The sequence below is a fragment of the Agriterribacter sp. genome (assembly GCF_035497235.1).
Lineage (GTDB): Bacteria > Bacteroidota > Bacteroidia > Chitinophagales > Chitinophagaceae > Agriterribacter.
In genome coordinates this window covers 26710-51666 of sequence record NZ_DATJEB010000043.1, presented here as the reverse complement: position 1 = coordinate 51666, position 24957 = coordinate 26710, and the positions used below count along the sequence as shown (strand labels likewise).

The window sequence follows — 24957 nt, the reverse complement described above, 5'->3', positions numbered from 1 at the left end:
ACACCTATTCTGGTAGGGGGTTTTGGATGTTATTGCACAGGAACATTAATTCAGGTTATTTTATATTACAACCCCAATACCTGTTTTAATTTCAGGTATCCCGTTTTACTCACCGGAACCTTTAACCCGGTATGTAATATTGCTATATAATTTTCCCTTTCGTAGGGGTCGAGGCGGGTAACCTGCTGTATATTTACCATATAAGAACGATGCGTACGTATAAACTGGCGGACATCCAGTACTTGTTCAAAATATTGCATGGTTTTATTTTTCAGGTGCGTACCTGATGCCGTATGTATTTTCACGTAGTCATCAGCGGCTTCAAGGTATTGTATATCGTGTACCGGTATAATTTTTATTTTACCATTACTCTTCACTACTATACGACAGTGCTGAAGGGGTGCCTGGGCAGCCGTTTCTAATAAAGCCGGCGTAAACAGCGCGTCCGTATTGTTAGCCCGCTGCGCTAAGGATTTCTGAAGCGCTTTATCAAAGCGTTCTTTATTAAAAGGTTTTAACAGGTAGTCTATAGCGTGGGTTTCAAATGCACGGATAGCATATTCATCAAAAGCAGTTGTAAAAATAACCGATGGCGGCCGATCAATAAGCTCCAGCATTTCAAACCCGTTGATTTTCGGCATTTGTATATCAAGGAATATAAGGTCGGGCTGGTGCTGCATAATAGCTTTTACACCTTCAAATCCATCGCGGCATTCTTCCAGTACCTCTATCTGTGCATGATTCTGCAAATACTCCTTTACGATGCTTCGCGCCAATGGTTCATCGTCTATTATTAATACCTTAATCATTGTTGAGGGATTTTTACCTGCGTAATAAAAATATTTCCCACAGCGAAAATGCTGAGCAGATCATTCCTGGCAAAGAGGAGTGATAGCCTTCTCTGCACGGAGCTTAATCCAAAGCCCGTTCCTCTTTTAGGTTGTGAAATTTCCGGATCGAAAGGATTTTTCACCGTCACTATAAGCATCTGCCCATCCACAGCAGTATCAATACTAATGGTAATATCACCTGTAGTATCATACAACCCGAATTTAATAGCATTTTCTACTACGGGCTGAAGCAACATGGCGGGTAATGTCATAGACAGCGCCGGTGCTTCAATTCTGATATCCGTTGTTAACCGCCGTCCAAATCTGACTTTCTCTATATCCAGATACAGTTCAAGATATTGTAACTCTTCTGAAAGCATTACCCACATGTGCTCTTCTTTTTTGAGCGTACTTCTCAAATAATCAGATAATTGCTGTATCATTCTTCTTGCTTCAGCAGGCTGGCTGATGACAAGTGCACTGATAGAATTTAAACTGTTGAAAAGAAAATGAGGCTGCAGTTGCTGGCGCAGCTTGTATAATTCCGCATCCCTTACAATTTTCTCTGATTCATTTTTCCTGCTTTCCTGCTCCTTTTGTTCTTCAAGGGTATACCCCAATACACTGATCAATATTACACATCCCGAAACAAGTATGGCTATAGCAAGCCTTATGGGCAAAGATTCATTAAAAGTACTTACCGAAAACTCATCTGCAACATACGGTAATATCATTTTTGCACAGCCCAGCCACAGCAGGGCAAAGCCAATGCACATCAGAAAAAGGTAAGTAAATGACTCCTTACGTGGCAGGTAATACCGGAGACTTGTTATGATGAGCAGCGACATTCCGGCAAGTAAAATATTGCATACTGCACTGTCTAACCACGATGCCTCAAAACTATAACCCCACTCCTGCAGTACCCATGCATGTATGGCAGACCAACTGATCCAGAATATTATAAAATAATACCTGTATTTACTTATAGATAATGCTGATACCGCCACAATATTGATTTTATAAAGCCTGCAAAAAATGCGGGGTGCTATTCAATTGCAAGTTCGCCGCTCTTTTATGTACCAGCTCGGTATAAAGCTCGCCATTTTCCTTTTCTTCAATCCTGCTATACAATTCGGTGCCATCAATCAATTCTGCGATTCTGTATAGCTCAGAAACATTAACGAATTGCCACTGTACTAATTTTTGCGAATTATTATAAAAGCTGTCTTCTTCCTGCTTACCAATAGCAAAAGCTTTCTCAAAAGCCTCCGCATCATCCGGCGCTGCAATCAACCTTAGTTGTTCATCAAACTGCGGCGTATGATCTCCTTCGCCACAAATAATTCGATATACGATTTTCGCGAGAAACCAGTTCATACATGTTCAATTTTGCAGTTAATAACTTTTAATTTCTATACCGCCAAAAATGGTGGTACCATCAATAACCAATACCCTGTTGGGATCGGGGGCAACGTTAGACGGAGACCTTTTATCTTCAAATCCGCCGAAAATAGAGGTAACGGTTGATTTAATAGTCCAGTGAGCAGGTACAATCAGCTTGGTGCCTCCAAAAATTTGTGTAATATCCAGTTTAACCCTGCCCGATAATTCGGACTGGGAGCAGTTAATCTCCGTTCCGCCCATAAAATTGGTAATATCACCTCCCTTAAAATTTTTGGAAAGAATCACTTTTTTTGAACTGCCCAGAATGGCTGTGCTGTCTATAAAATCATCCTCATCATTCCGGTTATATGCTGCATCCTGCTCCGGGTTTGGGATATCAGGGGAGCTCATGTTTTTTTTTTCAGCATCGCTCCCATCCCATCCCCATCTTTCCCGCATCCACTTTTTCCTGGAACCAGCACCAAAGATCATAAACAAGCCTACCGAAATAATGACAAACGGCCATATAAAAGGCTTAAGATCGGCTCCGGGAACAATTTTATCTGCCAGGAAAATACAACCCAGTCCAATTAGTATAACCCAGCCGGGCCCCCTAAAACCATGTTTTAAACCTGTAAATACCCCTACTGCTATTAAAATCATTGGCCAACTCAGCACCCATGAGGGGAAATCGAAAACGGTTTGCCGCAAAATAGCAGCTACTCCTATCAGCAATAAAAATAATCCTGCCAGCACCGTGCCTGTTCTGCTTTCGTTGCAATGTCTTCTGTTTCGCATGTTATCTATAATTTTACACAAAACTACATTGTGCCGTAGCTTGTTACAAGCATATATAGGCTATACTACTTTAATTACCGGTAAAACCCGGATTTTCCCCGGTAAAAATGCCGAACCGCAACGCTTATCCAAAAAAACAACGGTAAATACCTCTTTAAAGATGACTAAATCTTCTGTATGCTATATGCTTTTCAGTACAACCAGTAATTTCTGAAAAAGAAATCAAATAAATTTAGTATTTCTCATTTGCCATTTTCTATTTTCTGCTTCCCAACTCCTATCTTTGCGGCAAATTTCAGGTAACCATGTCTTCAAAATGCCTAAAGTCCTTATTGGTGGCGGCTTTCAGTATATGTATAGCCTTTTATTATAATGCATCTGTTGCACAAGGTGCAGCTAATAACGGGGTTACAGAACAGCAGCACAATGCAGGTCAAAAAGAAGAGGGAGATTTTGATGTTGCAGGTACTATTTTAGATCATATACGGGATCATCATAGCTGGCATTTATGGGGTCATACTGCTATACACCTGCCTGTTATTTTAAAAACAGATAAAGGCTTTGAAGTGTTTTCCTCTTCCAAATTATCAGATGAGCATCATCAGCCGGCAGTGTATAATGGCAACTATCCCTACAAATTAATGGAAGGGAAGATTAAAATAATGAATGCGGATGGCAGTGTAAATGCGGAAGCGTCTAAAAAAGTTTTTGACATTTCCATTACCAAGAATGTAGTTTCCATGTTCATTACTGTTTTCCTGCTCATTATTATTTTCCTGGGAGTAGCCAGGGCCTACACAAAAACAGGCGTTACATCCGCTCCAAAGGGTTTTCAGTCGTTCATTGAGCCTGTCATCATATTTATAAGAGATGAGGTGGGTAAACCTTACCTGGGACATCACGCGCCACGGTTCATGCCATTCCTCCTTACCATATTCTTTTTTATATGGATCAATAACCTGCTGGGATTGGTTCCTTTTTTCCCGGGTGGCGCCAACCTGAGTGGCAATATCGCTTTTACTTTTACCCTTGCGCTGTTCACCTTTGTGATTGTAAATGTTAACGGGAAGAAAGATTACTGGAAACATATTTTCTGGATGCCGGGGCTGCCCACACCTATGAAAATATTTTTGATGCCTATTGAATTACTGGGCGTTTTTATAAAACCCATTTCGCTGACCATCCGGTTGTTTGCCAATATTACAGCCGGGCATATACTAGTATTGAGCTTAGTTTCCCTCATCTTTATTTTTAAAGCTGTGGCGGCATCGGCAATGGCGGTTCCTTTTACGGTTTTTATAAGCGTTATTGAATTGCTGGTAGGTTTTATCCAGGCTTTTATTTTTGCGATGTTATCGGCATTATATATTGGAATGGCCATTGAAGAGCATCATGAACAGGATCTGGTATTATAATCGTTTTTATTCACTTTTAAATATTAAAAAATGGTAGTAGGAAGTGTTGCTGCAATAGGTGCAGGTTTAGCAGCCATTGGTGCAGGTATCGGTATCGGCCAAATTGGTAAGGGCGCCGTTGAAGGTATTGCCCGCCAGCCGGAAGCTGCCAATGAAATCCGTACCAACATGATTGTTGCTGCGGCGTTGGTAGAAGCGGTATCCTTGTTTGCAGTGGTTGTTGCCCTGCTTGGCAATGGCTAAACAAATTTCATTTTGTACAGACCTTTAGCACAGGGCGAAGAGGTCTGTACCTTTAACGTACATTTTTATTCAGCATAAAGCATATTATATGTTATTAGAAATAAACCCCCTGGTGCTTCCCGATCCCGGATTAATGATATGGTCAGCACTGGCATTCCTGATCCTCCTGTTTGTGTTAGGCAAATTTGGATGGAAACCTATTATGAAAGCCATTAGTGAAAGAGAACAGGGAATTAACGATTCTTTGGCCACGGCCGAAAAAGTAAGAGCGGAAATGGCACAGCTAAAAAGCGATAACGAAATATTATTAGTGCAGGCCCGCGAAGAAAGAGCGCAGATATTAAAAGAAGCCAAAGAAATAAAGGATAAAATGATTAATGAAGCCAAGGAACAGGCTAAAGAAGCGGCTGTTAAAATCATGGGAGATACGCAACAGGCAATTGAAAATCAGAAAATGGCCGCTTTAATTGACCTGAAAAACCAGGTGGGCAACATGGTGGTAGAGGTTTCAGAAAAGATATTGCGCCGCGAATTATCAAATAAACCGGAACAGGAGAATTATATAAAGCAACTGACCAGCGAAATTAAACTGAACTAAATTTTGAGAATGAAAATCATGTGAAGCAATCTTCAGTTTAGATTTTCAAATTTTCAAATTTTCAAATTAATACAATGCTCCAACCACGTTTAGCCGGAAGATATGCCAAAAGCTTGATTGATTTAGCGCAGGAGCGCAATCAACTGGAAGAGGCATACGCCGATATTATTTTTTTACAGTCTGTTTGCCGCCAAAGCCGCGAGTTTGTAACCCTCATGCGCAGCCCTGTAATAAATGCAGATAAAAAAAACAGCATTTTAGATGCTATTACTAAGGATAAAGTGGGAGTGCTTACTGCAGCATTTAATAAATTACTGATACAAAAAGGCAGGGAAAGCATTTTACCCGAAATCATAAACGCATTTATTGATCAGTACCATACCATCAAAGGCATTCATAAAGTAAAATTAATTACTGCGGAACCCATAAGTGAAGCATTGCAAAAAGCCATTATGCAAAAAGTAAAAGCAGACGCTGCGCTTCCGGAAATAGAGCTGGAAACAGTGGTGAAAGAAGATCTGATAGGAGGCTTTGTACTGGAATTTGATAATAAATTAGTAGATGCCAGTATACTAAGGGATCTAAAAGATATCCAAAAACAGTTCAGAAGCAATATATATGTAAAGAATATCAGGTAAACAATACCGCCTGTTTAATATAAAAATTGATTAACAATAATACAAAAAATTAAAGGATATGGCAGAAATTAAGCCCGATGAGATAAGCGCGATACTGCGGCAGCAGTTAAGCAATTTTGATGCAGGCGCCGACCTGGAAGAAATTGGCACCGTATTGCAGGTGGGGGATGGTATTGCCCGCATTTACGGCTTAAACAATGTGCGTGCCGGCGAGCTGGTTGAATTTGACAATGGTGTTAAAGCCGTGGCTTTAAACCTGGAAGAAGATAATGTGGGCGTGGTACTGATGGGTGAATCGTCCGAAATTAAAGAAGGACATAAAGTAAAAAGAACCGGTAGCATTGCCTCACTGAAAGTAGGTGAAGGGCTGGTTGGTCGTGTAATTAATGTACTCGGTAACCCTATAGATGGTAAAGGCCCTGTTACAGGCGAACTGTTTGAAATGCCCTTGGAACGCAAAGCGCCAGGTGTAATTTACCGTGAGCCGGTAAAGGAACCATTGCAAACAGGTATTAAAGCTATTGATGCCATGATTCCCATTGGCCGCGGCCAGCGTGAGCTGATCATTGGTGACCGGCAAACAGGTAAAACGGCTATTGCCGTTGATACCATTATCAATCAAAGAGAATTTTACCTGGCAGGTAAGCCCGTATATTGCATATATGTGGCATGCGGACAAAAAGCTTCTACTATCGCCAACGTGATGAAAACGCTGGAAGATAATGGCGCTTTGGAATATACTGTTATTGTTGCGGCTTCCGCCTCCGACCCTGCTCCGCAGCAATTCTTTGCACCCTATGCAGGAGCGGCTATTGGTGAGTTTTTTCGCGATACCGGCCGGCCGGCGCTGATCGTATATGACGATTTAAGTAAACAGGCAGTAGCTTACCGCGAGGTATCCCTGTTGTTACGCCGCCCCCCGGGCCGTGAAGCATACCCCGGTGACGTGTTTTACCTGCACAGCCGCCTGCTGGAACGCGCCGCAAAAGTGATCAGCGATGACGCAGTAGCCAAAAACATGAATGACGTACCCGATAGCATCAAGCACCTTGTAAAAGGTGGTGGGTCCTTAACAGCACTCCCTATTATTGAAACACAGGCTGGTGACGTATCGGCATATATACCCACTAACGTAATTTCCATTACCGATGGGCAGATATTCCTGGAATCGAATCTTTTTAATGCAGGTATCCGCCCGGCCATTAACGTGGGTATTTCGGTTAGCCGTGTAGGTGGTAATGCACAGATCAAATCCATGAAAAAGGTGGCGGGAACGCTTAAGCTCGACCAGGCTTTATACCGCGAAATGGAAGCTTTTTCCAAATTCGGCGGCGACCTGGACGCTGCTACCAAATTAGTATTGGACAAAGGTGCCCGTAACGTGGAAATCCTTAAACAACCGCAGTATTCCCCTTTTTCGGTGGAAAAGCAGGTAGCCATTATTTACCTGGGTACACAGGGATTATTAAGGGATGTACCTGTAAATAAAGTAAAAGAATTTGAGGAATTATTTCTGATAGAAATGGAAAATAAATTACCCGATGTGCTTAATGAGTTCAAAAGAGGCAACCTGCCTGAAGAAGGTGTTAAGAAAATGACGGAAATAGCAAAAGCGCTTATGTCGAGATATAAGTAAGCCATTATATTGATTTTTATACAACAGCCCCGGTAAATTTTACCGGGGCTGTTTACGTTTTAACAGTAGTTCAATACGCTTCTTTATATACTTTCAGCCGGGGTGCATACGTTATAGCGTAGCGAAAATAAGTGTATCCCATTATTCAGTTGATATATGATAACTGGCAGGAATTTTAGTCGAAGAAAAGAGCAGATATATCGAATAGCAAAAGTATAAGGGATTACACGTAATAGCTTTGTTTCAGGAAGCGCATTTTCAGACTATCCAACCTTTTGAAAGCCATAAATACTGGCAATATGAAAATACATTTCTACCCTTCACGAAAATTATGGTGGCAAAAAAGTAGCTTGGTGATCACCATGGCTTTCCTCTGCATTACAACCTATGCACAACCACCATTAGATTCAGCTACCCATTCATGGCCGGTTAGCATTGGAAGGCCTTGCGGGGGTGGAACAAGTACCTGGTCTGCACATGTTTTTAAATATAACGGTATTACCCAAACATTAACAGATTTTGAGAATTGTATTCCAGACCTTAGAGGTCCTGGGTTCAGCATATACGGCGCCGGTATTTCTTTCAATCCGGCAGACCACATGTTATACTATTACCGCTATACCGGGGGAGATACCTATGTTTGGCGTTGGACCCCCGGCAGTGGATGTCCACCACGAACAGCAGTTTTTCAGACTTATAGCAATAAAGCTATCCTCGGATTTGCCTTTGATCCCAGCGGGCTATGTTATCAGTTGATATTTACAGGATCTTCTTCTCCTTACGGTATCGCATTAAGGACTGTTGATTTCACTAATGGTACTTTTGGCCCGCAAAAAAACATTACACTACCTCCGGGAGTCACTATTACTTCACAAAACGGAGACCTTACACTTAGTCCGGACGGAAAGATGCTGATGGTATGGGACAATAAATACATATCGGTTAACTATCAGGATTATGCCACACCTAATTCATTAAACGCCACACTAATTGCCAACTTATCCGGTAACCAAATCATTGGGTTAAATTTTGCAGAGGGTAAACTCATAGCTGCTGACAACAACAATAAATATTGGGACCTTAATATCCTTACCGGTACTAAAACAGCTATCAATCAGTCACCCTGTTACCAGAGTAACGACCTTACTGAAATCATTTCGGGTATTGGTATTGCCAAAAAATTGTCATCGGCTATCCCCACCGGTGTTCCGGGACAGTACAATTTGAGCTACGACATTTTTGTGAAAAATTATGGTGGCTGGCCAATAGAAAATCTGCAGGTTACCGATGTGCTAAGAGGTAACGGCGTCACTTCACCCTTTACTGGTGCAAACAACCCATCCAACATTACGGTTACGCTTATTGATAACCCTGCAGGTGTAGCGCTTAATCCATTATATAATGGTTGGACTAATACCAAATTACTTGATACTTTACAAGTATTACCCAATGTTCCTGTGGCCAACAACCATTTTACTATCCGGATATCTTTCAGAGTGAGTAGTATTCAAATAGGAAAAGTGTATAACAACAATGCTAAAGCTTCAGGTAATGGTTATGCGTACTGGCCCCTGCTGGACATCTCCACTAATGGAGATAACCCGGATCTGAATAACAATGCTAAACCCAATGACCCGGGCGAGAATCAACCCACTCCTTTTGTGGTATTAACCACTGCCGAAATGCCCCCCTGTGAGGCATTGAACAAAATATTATATAAACAGGAATTTGGAACGGGTACCACCATGACTACAAGCATACCCGCAGCTACGGGATCCGCGGGTACAGCAGCCACTGACTATACAGGAAGTACCACGCAGCCATTAGATGTAGAACAATACGCGCTTACTAATAACGCCAGCAATGGTAACACTACACGCTGGATCAGTCGTACCGATCATACCGGCAACTCAAACGGAAGAATGATGGTAGTGAATGCTGATGTAAAATCAAATAAGGTTTACAGTGATAAAATAAATATTTCCTGTGGTAATTTGAAATATTCATTATTCGCCTTCGTATCCAACATCTCTAATTCAACCTATGCGAATTTTTGTGATGCCTTTGGCGGAATAGTGAAACCCAAACTTACCTTTACCGTAAAGGATGCGGCCTCCGGACTCATCATTACCACGCTCACAACGCCAGATATTATAAACCCCAACTGGGAACAATACGGTATGAAGTTCGTAATGCCGGCAACCGTAAATGGCAACCCGGTTACCCAAATCATTATTGAAATTACCAACAATGCGCCTGGTGGTTGTGGTAACGACCTCGCAATAGATGATATTCAATTTGGCTTATGCGACCCTACCCCTACGGTATCGGTTAACAATACTGCCGGTTGCACCAACGGCATAACCACCTTCAGCGCAGCGCTGAGCGATCCGACAGTGATTTCAGGAACCCTGCAATATCAATGGCAGGTAAGTACTGATAATTCTACTTGGACAGATATTTCAGGTGCAAACAGTGTAGATTACACCATCAACCCAGTGCAACCTTCAGATATTGGTAAATACTACCGTGTACTTGTAGCCGCTGCAGGCAGTATCAGTAATGTAAATTGCCGGTATACATCCAGCAGCTTCCAGCTTGCAGCTAAAACGCTGTCAACCGCACCAGCAGGCATTGACGCTTCACCGGCTCAAACTACCTGCCCGGGCAATGCTGTAAACCTTACGGTACAAGGTGGATCACTGGGCACCACCGCGGTATGGAGATGGTACAGGAACAGTTGCGGCGACACGCTTATCGGCACCGGCAATATGATCTCTGTGCTGCCTGCACAAACTACAACCTATTATGTAAGAGCGGAAGGTGATTGTAATACTACTGCCTGTGCACAGGTAACCATAAACATTATACCATGCGTTATTCTGCCCGTTGATTTCCTTCAGTTCAGCGCCGTGCAGCGCGCCTATTCGGTAGACCTTGACTGGAGAATTATTACTTCCGAACTAATCAGCCATTTTGAGGTGGAACGATCCGAAGACGGAAGCCATTTTAAAAAGATAGGCACCGTAACGGGTTCCGTTCCTAAAAATGCAGCGGTAAAATTCAGCTACCAGGATGCAGCTACTGATATGAACAGTAACATTATTTATTATCGTATTAAAGTCATTAGCAAAGACGGGGTAAGTAAATACAGTAATATTCTTACGGTACGTATTTCTTCAGTAAACAATGGAAAATTAAAGATCAGCCCTAACCCGGCATCATTTTCCGTAAACATCAGCTTCTACTCCGCGCTGCGCGGTACAATGGAGCTGCAGCTATTAGATATGACCGGAAAAGTAGTGTTACACGAACAGCAGATGATAGCATCAGGTCAGAACAGTATTACACTTAACCAGCTAAGCCGCCTGAGTGAAGGCATATACACTATACTTGTTCGTACAGGCGACAGGTGGGAAAGAGAGCGGATTGTTATTAAACGATAGCTCAACAACAAGTGACCGGCAATAATATCCTCTCTTAACAGGGAGGATATTTTTTTAAGAGAAATTTCTAACGCCACATCGAATGCCTGTGTGTATTTTCATTATTAACTTCGCTGCATGACAAGAAAAGCGCTTATAGAACAAATTCATTTAAAAAAATCCTACCTGTGTGTAGGGTTAGATACAGACATTACTAAAATCCCCAAACATCTTTTATCGCTGCCCGACCCGGTTTTTGAATTCAATAAACAGGTCATTGACGCTACCAGGGATTATTGCGTAAGCTATAAAATAAATACCGCCTTTTACGAAAGCCAGGGTATTAAGGGATGGGAAGCAATGGAAAAAACAGTGAACTATATCCCTCCTACCCATTTTACCATTGCGGATGCCAAGCGCGGAGATATTGGCAATACCTCTTCCCAATATGCCAAAGCTTTTTTTGAAGTTTTAAATTTTGACGCCATTACCGTAGCGCCTTATATGGGTGAGGATAGTGTACGCCCTTTCCTGGAATACCAAAACAAATGGACCATTGTATTAGGACTTACCTCCAACCCCGGAGCCAGAGATTTTGAATTGCAGCAAACCGGCACAGAAAGAGTATACGAAAAAGTACTGCGAACAGTGTCCGGCTGGGGCTCACCGGAAAACCTGATGTTTGTAATAGGCGCCACACAGGCTGATGAATTCACTAATATCCGCAACATATTACCCCATCATTTTTTCCTGGTACCCGGCGTTGGTTCCCAAGGAGGCAGCCTGAAAGATATTTCTGATAAAGCCATGAATAACGATTGCGGTATACTGATTAATGTTTCACGGGCTATTATTTTTGCCGGCAAAAAAGAAGATTTTGCCACGGAAGCAAAGGCAATTGCAGCACAATATCAAAGGGAGATGAGCGCCTATATAAAATAAAAAAAGCGCAACTACCTATTAGCTGCGCTGTATAAATATTGTTCCTTTATTTATCCGGGAAAGAATATTACAGGCTGAATAAACCTCCGTTATCTTCAGATGAAGAAGGAGTGTCTGCAGAAGGCGGGGTTGGAGAAACCACAGGCGCTGCAGCAGGTGCAGCTACCGGTTTTTTAGCCGGAGCTTTCTTTTTGAGGGCTGCCTTTTTCGCCACTTTCTTCACCGGAGCAGCCTTCTTTACTGCTTTTTTAGCAGGTGCTGCTTTTTTAGGCGCTGCTTTTTTTACCGCTTTCTTTGCCGCTTTTTTAGCAGGTGCCGCCTTTTTAGGTACTGCTTTTTTTACTGCCTTTTTAGCGGGAGCTTTCTTTTTAGGCGCTGCCTTTTTCGCTGCTTTCTTAACCGCTTTTTTAGCAGGCACTGCCTTTTTAGGTGCTGCTTTTTTTACGGCACTTTTTTTCTTTGCTTTAGCCATGATTGTTAGAATTTATTGTGTTTGAAGAAGTGATTTATTGATGCAGAAAATTAGGTAATAATATTTATAATATTAAAAAACATGGTTATTTTTTTTATAGTTGCATACAAAAATCATACACTATTTAATAAACAACTAACCGCTCCTCGTTTTCCCAACCCGGCGGAGCACCTAAGTCATACACCGCCTCCGGATATAATACGGAACAATCGCCCTCTTCTATAAAAATGCCGGTAATGCCCTGCAACAGGTGTTCCTTCAAATACATAGGCACAATAACAATTCTCTTATAACTTACCGCCGAGGCTCCAAAATAGCCCAGCGCCAGCTCATCAGGACGATGTACGTTGTATATATTACCTTCCAATGGAGCAGGCAAAGGGTCGAAAATACTTCCCGTTCTGGCTGTTTGCTCATCAACCTTTTGCCAGAAAATAAAGGACTCCCGGCTTAACGACAGTTGCTTTACTTCTATATAATGCCTGCCAAACCAATATATAGGAGAGCGATGAACCCAATGATGCAGGATAGGCTTCCCATTCAGAGACTGATCGGACAATACATTAATCGCACTGCTCCTGCGGAGCTGTCTGCAATACTCACCAATTTTACAATAAAAACCACAGGACACTCCTGTAGCTTTTCGCGGCAGCATACTTTCAGCAGTCCACCGGTAATAATTACCGGGCGTTGCAGGATCATTGGTATTGGCATATACCAGGAAACCGGTTGGTGTTCTTGCCGTATACATGGGATCAACCTCCACACTCAGGGAATCAATAGCAGGAACAGGAAAAATGGTTTCGGGCTTCGATTGAAATGTATTTCCATCGGAGAGCTTTATCGTAAGCTGGTATGTTTTACCTGTTTCACCGCTGAAATCCATGTCTGTACTTTCATAAAAACCATTACTTGTTCTGGTAAATGAAGTGCTTCCGCCTGCATTATCGCTTAATATAACTTCAGCATCGTTAATATACAACTCACCGGGAATAGCATTGGTATGTGTAAATTGACCGGAATACATAAGCTTTACCGTATAGGGAGGCGGATCTGTTGTAATGCTTCCTTCTACCACAAGCCTGGGCGTAACGCGTCTTATAGGAACCTCCACCTCCTGCTCACAGGCAGTAAAAAAAAAGACAAAAATAAACCCTAAAATAGAATATGGTAACCAGCAGAATTTAACCATATGCGTTTTAAAAATTGTAGTTCCAGGTTATCGAAGGTATAATCGTTCCCAATACGGTAAGCCGGTAAGCGTATAATCCCTGTCCCGCTTTTTTAAAGTACAGTGAATAAGGATTTTTACGGGCATAAACATTATACAGGGAAATATTAATCACACTATATTTTTTTTGCGCGGCGTATCGTCTTGAATCATAGGAAAAAGCTGCATCCAGCCGGTGATAATCAGGGAGCCTGTCTTTATTACGCATAGAATAATCCGGTATCACTATATCATTGATTACATAATTTCCATCCGGGAAACTGGATGGTCTTCCGGTTATATAAACGAAATTAGTGGCAAAGCTCCAACCTTTGCCTAAAAGTATCCTTCCGGTGAACGACAAATTATGCGGCCGATCGAAATTAGACGGGTAATATGCCCCGTTATTCACCATTTCTAAAGGAAAGGCTGTTATTACTCTGTGTAATGACCTTGACCAGGTATAAGCCACATGCCCTGTATAAATACCACTGGCCTTTTCTGCCGAAACTTCAATGCCGTAAGCTTTTCCGTTAGCCGGCAATAAGTCTGATTCGATATATGGATTTAATATAAGCATTGCACCCTTCTTATATTCAACCAGGTTTTTAACTTTCTTATAATATACTTCTGCGGAAGCTTCAAACATATCATTATTAAAATTCCTAAAAATGCCTGCTGCAACCTGGTCACCAAGTTGCGGAGGCGTATAGGGTCCGCTCATTTTCCAGTAATCAACCGGCGTAATAGCAATCGTATTGGATACCAGGTGGAGATATTGGCGGCTCCTGTTATAGCTCAGCTTTAGGGAGGTATTACTGTCGAGCCCAATATTAACAGCTACCCGCGGTTCCCAGCCGCCATATCGTTTAATTATCTTCCCCTTAGTATAGATAAGAGTATCATAAATGGTTTCTTTAGACATGGGATAGCCGGCTTCATATACATAAACACTATGCGGCCCTTTATAGCTGAACGAAGCATATCGCACTCCTGCCTGTATAGCCAGGTTTGAAAAAATATTCCACTCATTATTGATATACCCGGCCAATTCATTGCCTGTTTCTTTTTGCATGGCAAATGTATTGATCACCGAACTGGCGGCACGGGGGCTATTGCTACCCGGATTAATGCTGTAATAAGCAGTACTGCCACCCCATGAAAATGTTGCATTGCGATGCACCCGGGCGCTAAAATTAAGCTTCACTTCTTTCTGATCTATTGCTGTACGCAGGTTAAATTCATATTTTTCCCTGTTACCCCGGATATCGGAAATAAAAGCGCTGTAGTTAGCAATAACCTGGTAGTTTATGTTTTGTATTTTACTTTTCCATTGCAGGACCGCAAGGTTGGATTGCCAGTGGTAAGAAGTATCCTCAGGGAATTTAAAAAAATCATAGCTCCTGTATAAAGTAAGGCTCAGTTTGCTGTTGAGATCTGGGTTGTATGAAAGTTTGGCAATACCATCATAAAAAAAAGCATTGCTCTTTTTTATATCGCCTTTAAACATGTTCATCATCACCTTTGGATAAGCAACTCTTCCGCCTATAAGAAAGTTTATTTTTTTTCCTACAGGGCCATCCGCGAAGAATTTACCGCTGACGGGACTTACAGTGCCTGTAAACCTAACAGCCGAATCATTTCCATTTCTTGCATCCAGGGCAAGCAGCGAGGCAACTCTTCCTCCATACCGGGCCGGTATACTTCCCTTATACAAAGTAAAATCCCGCACCGCTTCGGGACTTATAGCCGAATAAAAGCCAAGCAGGTGTGAAGTATTAAACAAAGGTGTTTCATCCAATAACACCAGGTTCTGATCGGCATTTCCTCCCCGCACATTAAAGCCTCCCGCGCCCTCCCCTGTAGTAGTTACGCCGGCGGCGAGGCTCAGCATCTTAATAATATCCGACTCCCCAAAAACCAATGGCGTTTTTTTTAACCGGGCAACGCTAACCGTTACCGTACTCATCTCCAAATCCGCAACGTTGGCTTTCCTGTTGCGCGAGGCCACCCGTATTTCGGGAAGTTCATCCGGCGGGTTACGCTTCAGCGCTATGTGCAGCAGGGTATCTTCAAGCGGATAAACGGTTAACGAAAAGGTTTTATACCCGAGGTATGAAAAAAATAGTTCCTGTTCATCAATAATTATTCCCAGTATAAAGGCTCCCCTTTCATTTGAAGTAACGCCTGTTTTGCTTTTTTTACTGGACACGCTTACACCCGAAAGCGGAAGCCGGGTATCAAAGTCTATAACCTGCCCTTTTATTGATAGGGTATTTTGTGCTGATGTGGAAACAGACAGGAGTATAAGCACGTAAAGGATTGGAGCTATAGCAAAAACATTATACCGCATAAATCAGGAGTGGTAATACTAAAGGTATTAAATATCCTGTTGCATAGCGGTAAATAGCATATACCCGCAACTCATGCAACAAAAATGGGATATGCAGGCAAAAAAACACAGAAGCAGGAAGACACGTAATAATAGTATATTCCATTTTCGTGTCCCGGAGCTTCTGTGATTCAAAAAATAGCCCGGTTTTGTTAACCCGGGAAAAATTACATTACAAATTAGGCTGGGGTGTATACCGCAAATAAGGTTTTATAATCTTCACACCCTTGGGAAATTTCTTTTCCGCATCTTCATTCGAAATAGAAGGAACAACAATCACATCTTCAGTTGGCTTCCAGTCTGCCGGAGTTGCTACACTGTAGTTAGCGGTTAATTGCAGGGAATCAATAACGCGCAATACTTCATGAAAATTCCGGCCGGTTGATGCAGGATAGGTGATCGTTAGTTTCACTTTTTTATCGGGTCCTATAACAAATAAAGAACGTACGGTAAAGTTTTCAGACGCGTTGGGATGAATCATTCCATAAGCGGTAGCTACTTTCTTTTCAGGATCGGCAATAATCGGAAACCGAACATCCGTATTTTGTGTTTCATTAATATCTTTCACCCATCCAATATGCTTATCCAGCGAATCAACACTTACCGCCAGCACCTTCACATTACGCTTCGCAAACTCATCCTGCAATAAAGCGGTTTTACCCAGCTCAGTAGTGCAAACAGGAGTGAAATCGGCAGGGTGGGAAAACAAAACGCCCCAGCCATCGCCGAGAAATTCGTAAAAATCAATTTTACCCGCGGTTGTTTCGGCGGTAAAATTTGGCGCAATATCACCTAAACGCAAACTCATAATAGATCATTTAAAAGTTATAAAAGGATTGCAAAGATATTCTTTTCCTACCATTTTAGTGGACTATAGAGTTAAAAAAAATTAAATTGTTCTTGCACGGGCTATGGCATCTTTACCAAACCTGTCTTTAACGGCATCTATAGCATTGTATAGGTCCGCCTTCTTTTCACTGTTTTCAAAAAGATTGGTTTGCCTGGCTTCGCCGGTGAACTCACTTAATCTTACGCCCAGCAAACGAACAGGCTGCCCCTTCCGGTAAAGCTTATGAAAAAGCGCCTTAGCCGCCGGTATAAGTTCATCATCATAGCAGGTATAGGGAATAGCCATTTGGCGCGATGTAGTCTCAAAATCGGGATACCTGATCTTTACGGCTATACAACCAGCCATTTTATCATCCTGCCTCAGTTCATGGGCTATACGCTCTGTCATACGTACCAGTTCACTCATAATAAAATCCATATCGGTGCTGCTCACTTCAAACGTATTTTCGGTAGAAACAGATTTAGCTTCATAATAAGGAACCACCTCTCCGTGATGAATCCCCCGGGCTTTATTCCAGAGTTCCGGCCCATAGCTACCCAGCAAAAATTCCAGGTCTGATAACTTCCGGCTGCTTATATCTCCAATAGTTTGTATACCAATAACCAATAGATGCTGGTAGGTTTGCTTTCCAATGCCGGGGATAGCATTAACGGGTAAAGGTGAGAGAAATTCCTCTTCCATACCAGGTTTCACCTGCATATAACCATTGGGCTTAGCCGCATTGGTTGCCATTTTAGCGATCATCTTATTAGGTGCCAGCGCAAAGGAGATAGGCAAACCCGTTTTATCAATAATTTCCTGCCGCAGGTCAATGGTCCATTGCCAGGGATTAAAATACCTGTTCATGCCGGTAAGGTCAAGATAAAATTCATCAATGGAGGCTTTTTCAAATAAGGGTGCCTTTTCTGCTATAATCTCGGTAACCCACCTGGAATATTTGCTGTACTCGCCCCTGGTTCCTTTCACTACTGTTGCCTGCGGACATAACCGCATGGCCGTAGCCATTGGCATGGCAGAATGGATCCCATATTTGCGGGCTTCGTAACTGCAGGCCGCCACTACGCCTCTTTCCTTACTTCCTCCAACAATCAGCGGTCTGCCCTTCAGCGAAGGATTATTGATACATTCCACAGATACAAAAAATGCATCCAGGTCGAAATGTGCTATAGTGCGTGGCTGAGACATGGCTGAAAGAAAAGAAATGTAATTTACTGCATTCGCAACAATATAGCCGCGGCTATGCCTGCAGTTTCCGTTCTCAGGCGCGTATTACCAAGGCTTACAGGCTCAAAGCCGCCCTGTATTGCCATATCAACTTCCGCAGGCGTAAAATCGCCTTCCGGGCCTATACAAACTATCTTATCCCCGGCAAGCGCCGCCGCCCCGGCAAGCCCGCTTTTAGCTGTATCTAAGCAATGAGCAATATACTTATTAACGCCGGCTGCCCCACTGATCCATTCTGTAAAACGCACAGGTTCGGGCAATTCGGGCAACCAGCATTGCTGGCTTTGCAGCATAGCGCTTACCAGAATATTCTTCATTCTTTCCATACGAAAATGGATCCGTTCCGTTCTTTCGCAAATAAGCGGAATGATTGAACTAACGCCTGTTTCAGTAGCTTTTTCAAGAAACCATTCAAACCGGGATGCATTTTTAAGCAGCGAGATGGCAATGGTAACCCGGGGCTGCCGCACAGGAACATCTGATTCGTCTTCAATATACACACTGCACCCTTTTTTATATTGCTCTTCTATCCTTGCCGTAACTTTTTTTCCCCTGCCATTTGTGAGACAAAGTCTATCGCCCTTTTTCATACGCAATACCTGGCTTACATGCCTGGCTGTAGCCTCATCTAACGCAAGTACAGCGCCGGAGGATGATATATCTTCAGCATAAAAAAAGGGAAGCGCCATAACTTAATTTTTTAAAACGGCGCTTCATCATCAAATTGTCCGTCATTCATTTTGCTGCCCTTTTGAATAAACAAACGGGCGTTATTATCTGCTCCATCGCCTGGCACGGGTTTCCAGTTGCCCTGGGGCGCTCCCATACCTCCAAAATCATCGCTTTCCATTTCCGTAAATTTCTGAATATGCAATAGGGCCCGGAGTTTAATGGTTTCGAGCGTACCATTACGATGTTTGGCTATACGCACATGCGTTTCACCTTTATTACTTTCGCCAAATTCGTTGGCGGTAATATTGTAGTATTCCGGGCGATATAAAAACATAACCATGTCGGCATCCTGCTCAATGGCGCCCGACTCCCTCAGATCGCTCAATTGCGGCATTTTATCGCCTTCCTTCCGTTTTTCTACTTCACGGCTCAACTGGCTCAGCGCTATAATGGGTATGCCCAGTTCCTTTGCCAGTCCTTTCAGGTTTCTTGAAATGGTACTGATCTCCTGCTCGCGGTTGGAGCTTCGTTTATCGCCTGTACCGCTCATTAACTGTAAATAATCTATAATAACCAGGCTTACATTATGCTTATTTTTTAACCGCCGGCATTTGGCTCTTAATTCAAAAATATTCAGCGCCGGCGTATCATCTATAAAAATGGGCGCATTTTGCAAACGTTGAATACCGTTACGGTATAACTGCTGCATTTCATGTTCCTCCATTTTACCACGGGCAATTTTCTCGAGCCATATCTCGCTTTCGGCGCTTAAAATACGCTGCACCAACTGTCCGGCGCTCATTTCAAGACTAAAAAAAGCAATGGGTGAAGGCTTGGTAGCATGCAGGGCTGCATTACGGGCGAGGTTAAGCGCAAAAGCTGTTTTACCCACCGATGGACGAGCTGCCAGAATAACCAGGTCGGTAGGCTGCCATCCGTAGGTTATCCGGTCTAAAGAAGGAAAGCCGCTGGGCACACCGGTTATATCTTCCTGCCGGTTACGCATATCTTCAATCCGTTGTATGGTTTTTACCAATACGGTATCAATACTGTCGAAGTTTTTGCGCAGGTGATTATTGGTGATTTCAAAAAGCTTGCTTTCCGCCTCATCCAGCAAATCAAACACATCGGTTGAATCTTCATACGCATCGCTGATCACTTCACCGCTGATGCGGATAAGATCGCGCTGAATGAATTTCTGAAGTATAATGCGGGAATGGGTTTCTACGTTTGCAGAAGATACCACCGCATTGGTAAGTTTGGTTACATAATAAGGTCCGCCCACCAGTTCCAGCTCCTCCTTTGTTCTTAATTCTTCCACCACCGTAAGCAGGTCAATGGGCATGCTCTTTTGTGCCAGGCTTTGCATAGCACGGAAAATACGCTGATGCGCGTCTACGTAAAAACACTCGGGTTTTAATATTTCAATCACCGTATCAAAGGCTGATTTTTCCAGCATAATAGCTCCCAGTACCGCTTCTTCCAGGTCGCGTGCCTGTGGCGGTACTTTACCGTATACCATTGAACTCAGGTCGAGGGAACTTTTTCGGCGGGCTTTACGGTCTTTATTAAGATTAGTAAGATGATCCATTAAATGCTTTTATATATAGTAATCTGTTATACGCTGGCTGCCTGTCAACAGTATAGTATCCGCTTATACAACCTGCATACTTCACTTCCCCGAATTAGCCGAATTGTATGGAACGATGCTTATACTCCTGTATGATTGATGCTAATGTTAATGCATTATTACCGGAATGTTACCAACTGCGTCAGGAAGGCGAATTTAATACCATTGATTTTTGATAACCAAATTACAACTCTACTTTTTTTTATTAATTTATACCAACATGCTTTTACACCTGTTTAACAGGGTTTTCCACTTTTATTTTCCATTTATACACAATTTACCGAAAAAGTATTGCCGATAAGGGAAATAATGCACACCGCTTGTGCGAAACAATTCAGTATGAATTTTTTGGCCGGCCTATTAAAATAACAGTATGGACTTACAGGCTTTTTCAGCGCGCGGCGCAATTTAATTATCTTTGCCGCCACTTTATATTTTGGTATTGAAATTGAAAAAGAAGTAATCATTATATGACCATCAGTTACAACTGGCTCCGCGAATATCTACCGGTAAATATTACCCCTGAAAAATTAGCTGTTATATTGACCTCCCTGGGCCTGGAAGTGGAAAATTTTGAACAGGTTGAAGACGTAAAAGGCAGTTTGGAAGGACTGGTGATAGGAGAAGTGCTGGAAACAGAAAAACATCCTAACGCCGATAAACTTAGGCTAACCAGGGTAGATACAGGTGCAGAAGAACCGTTGCAGATTGTGTGCGGCGCGCCCAATGTTGCTGCCGGTCAAAAGGTAGTGGTAGCGCCTGTTGGAGTCACTATTTACCCCTCTAAAGGCCAGCCGCTTATCATGAAGGTAGCCACTATACGGGGTACAGAAAGCTATGGAATGATTTGCGCTGAAGATGAATTAGGGCTTGGCGACAGCCACGATGGCATAATGGTTTTGCGCGATGATGCAAAACCCGGCACGCCGGCGGCGGATTATTTCCGGCTGCAAAGCGACTGGATTTATGAAATAGGACTTACGCCTAACCGTATGGATGCTATGAGCCACCTGGGCGTTGCTAAAGACATATGCGCTTACCTGAGCGTTCACGACAGGAAAGATTACCCGGTTAAATACCCCTATAACAATCATTTTAAGAAAGACAGGCAGGGCGCTGTTATTGAAGTAAAAATAGAAAACCAGAAAGCATGTGAACGATATAGCGGCGTTCTTATAGAAAATGTAACCATTACAGAAAGTCCTGAATGGCTAAAGCGGCGCATCAGGGCTGTGGGATTACGTCCTATCAGTAATATAGTAGATATTACTAATTTCATATTACATGAAACAGGCCAGCCGCTGCATGCTTTTGATGCAGACCAGGTAAAAGGGAATGCCATCATTGTAAAAAACCTGCCCGAAGGCACTCCTTTCATCACTTTAGATGAAAAAGAAAGAAAGCTGCACGCCGGTGACCTGATGATATGCAACGGCAATGGCGAACCGATGTGCTTTGGTGGCGTATTTGGGGGCCTGCATAGTGGCGTAACCGCCGGCACCAAAAATATTTTTATAGAAAGTGCATGGTTTAATCCTGTTACTATCCGCAAAACCTCCTTCCGGCATAATTTACGCACCGATGCCGCTGCCCGCTTTGAAAAAGGAACAGACATCAGCAATACGGTAACCGTGCTAAAAAGAGCGGCATTACTGATAAAAGAACTGGCAGGTGGAACAATAGCATCGGATATAACGGATGTATACCCCGATCCCAAAGAAAAAAAACAGATCATTCTTACTCATCAGTATCTCAAAAAACTAAGCGGCAAAAGTTACCCTCCCGATACGGTAAAAACAATACTAACGCATTCAGGATTTGAGGTAATACAGGAAGACACGGATAAAATACGGGTAGCCGCTCCTTTCAGCAAGCCCGACATTGAACTACCCGCCGATATTGTGGAAGAAATTATGCGGATTGACGGCTACGACAATGTAGCCATCCCCGGCAGCATTACCATCAGCCCCTCTGTAGAAACCATCGCTTACCAGGAAGCATTAAAAGAAAAAATTGCTCATTACCTGGCGGGCAACGGTTTCAATGAAATATTTACAAACGCTATTACCAACAGCGCCTATTTTGATGAAGCTACATTGCGAACCTCGGTAAAAATGCTGAACAGCCTGAGTGCCGGATTAAATATTATGCGGCCCTCCATGCTGGAAACCGGGCTGGAATGCCTGGCCCACAATATTAACCGTAAAAATAATAATCTCCGCCTGTTTGAATTTGGAAAAACCTACCATACCGGCGGAGTTGGACAATACAAAGAAAAGGAGAAATTATGCCTGTATATAACCGGAATGATAAAAGAAGCCTCCTGGAAAGCGGGGGAAGATAAAAGCGACTTTTACTACCTGAAAGGAATTGCTGAAAGCATTTTGCATGCTGCGGGCTTATCCCATTACCAGTTACAGCCCACCACAGTTCCGCACCTTACATACGGATTGCAAATACGTATCCATACCGACACGGTAATAACACTGGGGCTGGCAGACGCATCGGTTGTAAAACAATTCGACATTAAGCAACAGGTTTGGTATGCTGAAGCAGAATGGGAAAAAATATACCACCACGCGTCAAAACAACAATCCGGATACACCGAAATACCGAGGTTCCCGGCAGTTCAGCGCGACCTTGCCATTGTGGTGGATAAACAACTGCCTTATGAAAAAGTAGAGCAGGCTGTTAAAAATACAAACATAAAAAAACTGCAGGCTGTAAAACTATTCGATGTATTTGAAAGCGACAAGCTGGGCGCCGGGAAAAAATCTTTTGCCATCAACCTGACATTCTTAGATAACGAAAAAACACTGACGGATAATGAAATTGACGGCATGATGCAAAAGATCATGCATACCTTTGAACAGGAGTTACCGGCAGAAATAAGAAAATAAACTATACCTTTTTTGCTGTGTTTGCATGAGCCACCTTAATGAACATATTAGCCGGGTAAACGAAAAGCTGCAATTGCTGCTCAAACAATATCATACATTGGTAAAAGAAAATGACAGGCTAAAGCAGGACCTGGAACAAATAAAGGCGAGTGAGCAAAACATGAAGGAAAAAGCGGCAGGGTTACAACAACAGGTGGAGATAGCGAAAATTTCCTCTGGACAGGCAGGACAGGAAGTTAAATCGGAGCTGGAGAAACGGATTAATACCTATATTAAAGAAATTGATCAATGTATTGCTTTGCTGGGAAATCAATAGTTAAATTCTTTTTACCAGTCGCATGTGCTGCTCCTCTTTTCCTCCCGACAGTTCCAGCGTATACACGCCATAGGGTAAATCGTTCAAACCATCCCAGCAAAAAGAGGTTTGCGCCGGCACTACTTCCGTTTCAAACATGCTGCACACTCTTCCTTTATCGTCCTTAAGTACGGCCCTTAAAGAGGAAGCAGTAGCATCGCTTAGTTCAAAAATCAGGGTGTCAATAAAAATCAGGGATTTTAGTTTTGCAAACATTGGGGATGGTTTTTCGGTTTTAGATTTTATTAATTGCCGGGAGTTATTTTTACTATAACGCAATAAAATCAACTTACTGTTGATAAACTGTGAATAAATTTAACACTAATATTCAGCATATGCAAACGCTCATAGCTATTAATATCGGTATTGGCGACAGAACGTACAGGATTAAAGTAGCGCCTGAAGATGAAGAACAGGTAAGAAAAACCATCAAAATCATTAATGATAAGGTCATTGAATTTAAAACGGAATTTGCAGGTAAAGATATGCAGGACTATGTATCTATGGTGTTGCTATGGTATGCAACCCAGCTACAGAGCGGAAAATCAACGGTTTTGGAAAAGGACGTTACGGAAGCGCTTTCAAAAATAGAAGGGCAACTGAATAAAACGCTTGGGCTATAATACGCCGGCCGGCAGCATACATACGTTTCCGGGCTGCTATTATTTCAACGGGCTATGCCTGTGTATTGGCGCTTTTAAAGAGCCACATATTTTATCAAACATCAACCTCAAAAATGGCTTAATTGTTCAGTCAAATCCCCGTCAGCGTTTAACCGTAACGGAATGGATCAACTGCCCGCCGGCATCATACTCGTCTGTTGAAACCATCGCTCCTCCGTGCGCATAATGCTTCCACTTTCCCGAAAAGAACCCCAGGCTGTACACCCCTTCACTCTTTATGCTTCCATCTTCATAATAATACATTGCGGGTCCTTCAAAGCTACCCTGGCTGTTGAGTTGCAATTTACCTTTCAATTGCCCATTGGCATAATATTCTGCGTAAGCTGTTCTAATATTTTTACGAAACTGTACAAAGCCGGTTATATTACCCGCGGTATCCTTCATGATTTTAGAAACAAGGCTATCTTTGCGGGAATAGTATTGTTCTGCACTGTAAAATTCCCCCGCACCAATTATCCGGGTAAAACCGGTATCGCTGTTATGCCGTATAGCATCAAAGAATACCTTATCTGTTTTACTGATTCCGGGAGGTAAATGATTTACTGTGTTTTTACAACCCATAACCAATATCGCCGCTACAACAGGAAATATAAAAAATTTCATACAATAAAAGTATAAGAAAGCAGCCCTGTAAAAGGCTGCTTATTGCTTGTATAATATA

The 24957-nt window shown here is 42.6% G+C and carries 23 protein-coding genes; 10 read left to right on the top strand and 13 right to left on the bottom strand.

The window, feature by feature from the left end:
- Positions 1–65 precede the first annotated feature (65 nt).
- The 4 genes from VL121_RS15445 to VL121_RS15430 are packed head-to-tail and all read right to left on the bottom strand — an operon-like array spanning position 66 to position 3011.
- Positions 66–809, bottom strand: coding sequence for a LytR/AlgR family response regulator transcription factor (locus VL121_RS15445; RefSeq protein ID WP_325406944.1), 744 nt, complete (start codon positions 807–809; stop codon positions 66–68).
- Positions 806–1837, bottom strand: coding sequence for a sensor histidine kinase (locus VL121_RS15440; RefSeq protein WP_325406942.1), 1032 nt, complete (start codon positions 1835–1837; stop codon positions 806–808). Before VL121_RS15440 ends, VL121_RS15445 begins: the two co-directional genes overlap by 4 nt.
- 10 nt (positions 1838–1847) lie before the next feature.
- A complete protein-coding gene (locus tag VL121_RS15435; RefSeq protein ID WP_325406940.1) occupies positions 1848–2207 on the bottom strand; it encodes a DUF4288 domain-containing protein in 360 nt (119 codons plus the stop codon).
- A gap of 18 nt (positions 2208–2225) precedes the next feature.
- Positions 2226–3011 (bottom strand): LiaF transmembrane domain-containing protein, encoded by a 786-nt coding sequence (locus tag VL121_RS15430; protein WP_325406937.1) that lies wholly within the window; start codon positions 3009–3011, stop codon positions 2226–2228.
- A 305-nt stretch (positions 3012–3316) separates the two neighbouring features.
- Here VL121_RS15430 and atpB point away from each other — a divergent pair, with 305 nt between their 5' ends.
- The 7 genes from atpB (at position 3317) to pyrF (ending at position 11908) form a co-directional block, all read left to right on the top strand.
- The gene (gene atpB / locus VL121_RS15425; RefSeq protein ID WP_325406933.1) at positions 3317–4426 is read left to right on the top strand and encodes a F0F1 ATP synthase subunit A; all 1110 of its coding nucleotides are present in this window, start codon (positions 3317–3319) and stop codon (positions 4424–4426) included.
- A 30-nt stretch (positions 4427–4456) separates the two neighbouring features.
- Complete coding sequence (atpE, locus tag VL121_RS15420; RefSeq protein WP_152269873.1) at positions 4457–4669, top strand: ATP synthase F0 subunit C; 213 nt, start codon at positions 4457–4459, stop codon at positions 4667–4669.
- An 88-nt stretch (positions 4670–4757) separates the two neighbouring features.
- Entirely contained in the window at positions 4758–5267 is a 510-nt protein-coding gene (atpF, locus tag VL121_RS15415) for a F0F1 ATP synthase subunit B (protein ID WP_325406930.1), read from the top strand.
- A gap of 74 nt (positions 5268–5341) precedes the next feature.
- On the top strand, positions 5342–5905 hold the full coding sequence (gene atpH, locus VL121_RS15410) for an ATP synthase F1 subunit delta (RefSeq protein ID WP_325406927.1): 564 nt from the start codon (positions 5342–5344) through the stop codon (positions 5903–5905).
- A 58-nt stretch (positions 5906–5963) separates the two neighbouring features.
- Positions 5964–7541, top strand: coding sequence for a F0F1 ATP synthase subunit alpha (atpA, locus tag VL121_RS15405; protein WP_325406924.1), 1578 nt, complete (start codon positions 5964–5966; stop codon positions 7539–7541).
- 299 nt (positions 7542–7840) lie between these two features.
- Entirely contained in the window at positions 7841–10987 is a 3147-nt protein-coding gene (locus VL121_RS15400) for an Ig-like domain-containing protein (protein WP_325406921.1), read from the top strand.
- A 117-nt stretch (positions 10988–11104) separates the two neighbouring features.
- Positions 11105–11908, top strand: coding sequence for an orotidine-5'-phosphate decarboxylase (gene pyrF, locus VL121_RS15395; protein ID WP_325406919.1), 804 nt, complete (start codon positions 11105–11107; stop codon positions 11906–11908).
- Positions 11909–11975: 67 nt separating this feature from the next.
- Here pyrF and VL121_RS15390 read toward each other — a convergent pair whose 3' ends face one another.
- The 7 genes from VL121_RS15390 to dnaB all read right to left on the bottom strand — a co-directional run bounded on the left by VL121_RS15390 (position 11976) and on the right by dnaB (position 20319).
- Positions 11976–12380 (bottom strand): hypothetical protein, encoded by a 405-nt coding sequence (locus VL121_RS15390; protein ID WP_325406916.1) that lies wholly within the window; start codon positions 12378–12380, stop codon positions 11976–11978.
- A 124-nt stretch (positions 12381–12504) separates the two neighbouring features.
- The gene (locus VL121_RS15385) at positions 12505–13572 is read right to left on the bottom strand and encodes a DUF4249 domain-containing protein (RefSeq protein ID WP_325406913.1); all 1068 of its coding nucleotides are present in this window, start codon (positions 13570–13572) and stop codon (positions 12505–12507) included.
- Between the two features lie 7 nt (positions 13573–13579).
- Positions 13580–15943, bottom strand: coding sequence for a TonB-dependent receptor (locus VL121_RS15380; protein ID WP_325406910.1), 2364 nt, complete (start codon positions 15941–15943; stop codon positions 13580–13582).
- A gap of 211 nt (positions 15944–16154) precedes the next feature.
- The gene (locus tag VL121_RS15375) at positions 16155–16790 is read right to left on the bottom strand and encodes a peroxiredoxin (protein ID WP_325406907.1); all 636 of its coding nucleotides are present in this window, start codon (positions 16788–16790) and stop codon (positions 16155–16157) included.
- Between the two features lie 81 nt (positions 16791–16871).
- Positions 16872–18017 (bottom strand): DNA polymerase IV, encoded by a 1146-nt coding sequence (dinB, locus tag VL121_RS15370; RefSeq protein ID WP_325406904.1) that lies wholly within the window; start codon positions 18015–18017, stop codon positions 16872–16874.
- Positions 18018–18040: 23 nt separating this feature from the next.
- Positions 18041–18745, bottom strand: a complete 705-nt coding sequence (locus VL121_RS15365) for an RsmE family RNA methyltransferase (protein ID WP_325406900.1) — start codon at positions 18743–18745, stop codon at positions 18041–18043.
- 11 nt (positions 18746–18756) lie between these two features.
- Complete coding sequence (dnaB, locus tag VL121_RS15360; RefSeq protein ID WP_325406896.1) at positions 18757–20319, bottom strand: replicative DNA helicase; 1563 nt, start codon at positions 20317–20319, stop codon at positions 18757–18759.
- Positions 20320–20828: 509 nt separating this feature from the next.
- On the opposite strand from dnaB, the gene pheT reads away from it, so the two are divergent.
- Positions 20829–23258 (top strand): phenylalanine--tRNA ligase subunit beta, encoded by a 2430-nt coding sequence (gene pheT / locus VL121_RS15355; RefSeq protein ID WP_325406892.1) that lies wholly within the window; start codon positions 20829–20831, stop codon positions 23256–23258.
- 25 nt (positions 23259–23283) lie between these two features.
- Positions 23284–23574 carry a hypothetical protein gene (locus VL121_RS15350; RefSeq protein WP_325406889.1) on the top strand — a complete coding sequence of 97 codons (291 nt, stop codon included), beginning with the start codon at positions 23284–23286 and terminating at the stop codon, positions 23572–23574.
- On the opposite strand, the gene VL121_RS15345 is transcribed toward VL121_RS15350, so the two are convergent.
- A complete protein-coding gene (locus tag VL121_RS15345; protein WP_325406886.1) occupies positions 23575–23829 on the bottom strand; it encodes a hypothetical protein in 255 nt (84 codons plus the stop codon).
- A 119-nt stretch (positions 23830–23948) separates the two neighbouring features.
- Here VL121_RS15345 and VL121_RS15340 point away from each other — a divergent pair, with 119 nt between their 5' ends.
- Positions 23949–24236, top strand: a complete 288-nt coding sequence (locus VL121_RS15340; RefSeq protein ID WP_325406882.1) for a cell division protein ZapA — start codon at positions 23949–23951, stop codon at positions 24234–24236.
- A gap of 141 nt (positions 24237–24377) precedes the next feature.
- Here VL121_RS15340 and VL121_RS15335 read toward each other — a convergent pair whose 3' ends face one another.
- The gene (locus tag VL121_RS15335; protein ID WP_325406878.1) at positions 24378–24899 is read right to left on the bottom strand and encodes a toxin-antitoxin system YwqK family antitoxin; all 522 of its coding nucleotides are present in this window, start codon (positions 24897–24899) and stop codon (positions 24378–24380) included.
- Positions 24900–24957 lie beyond the last annotated feature (58 nt).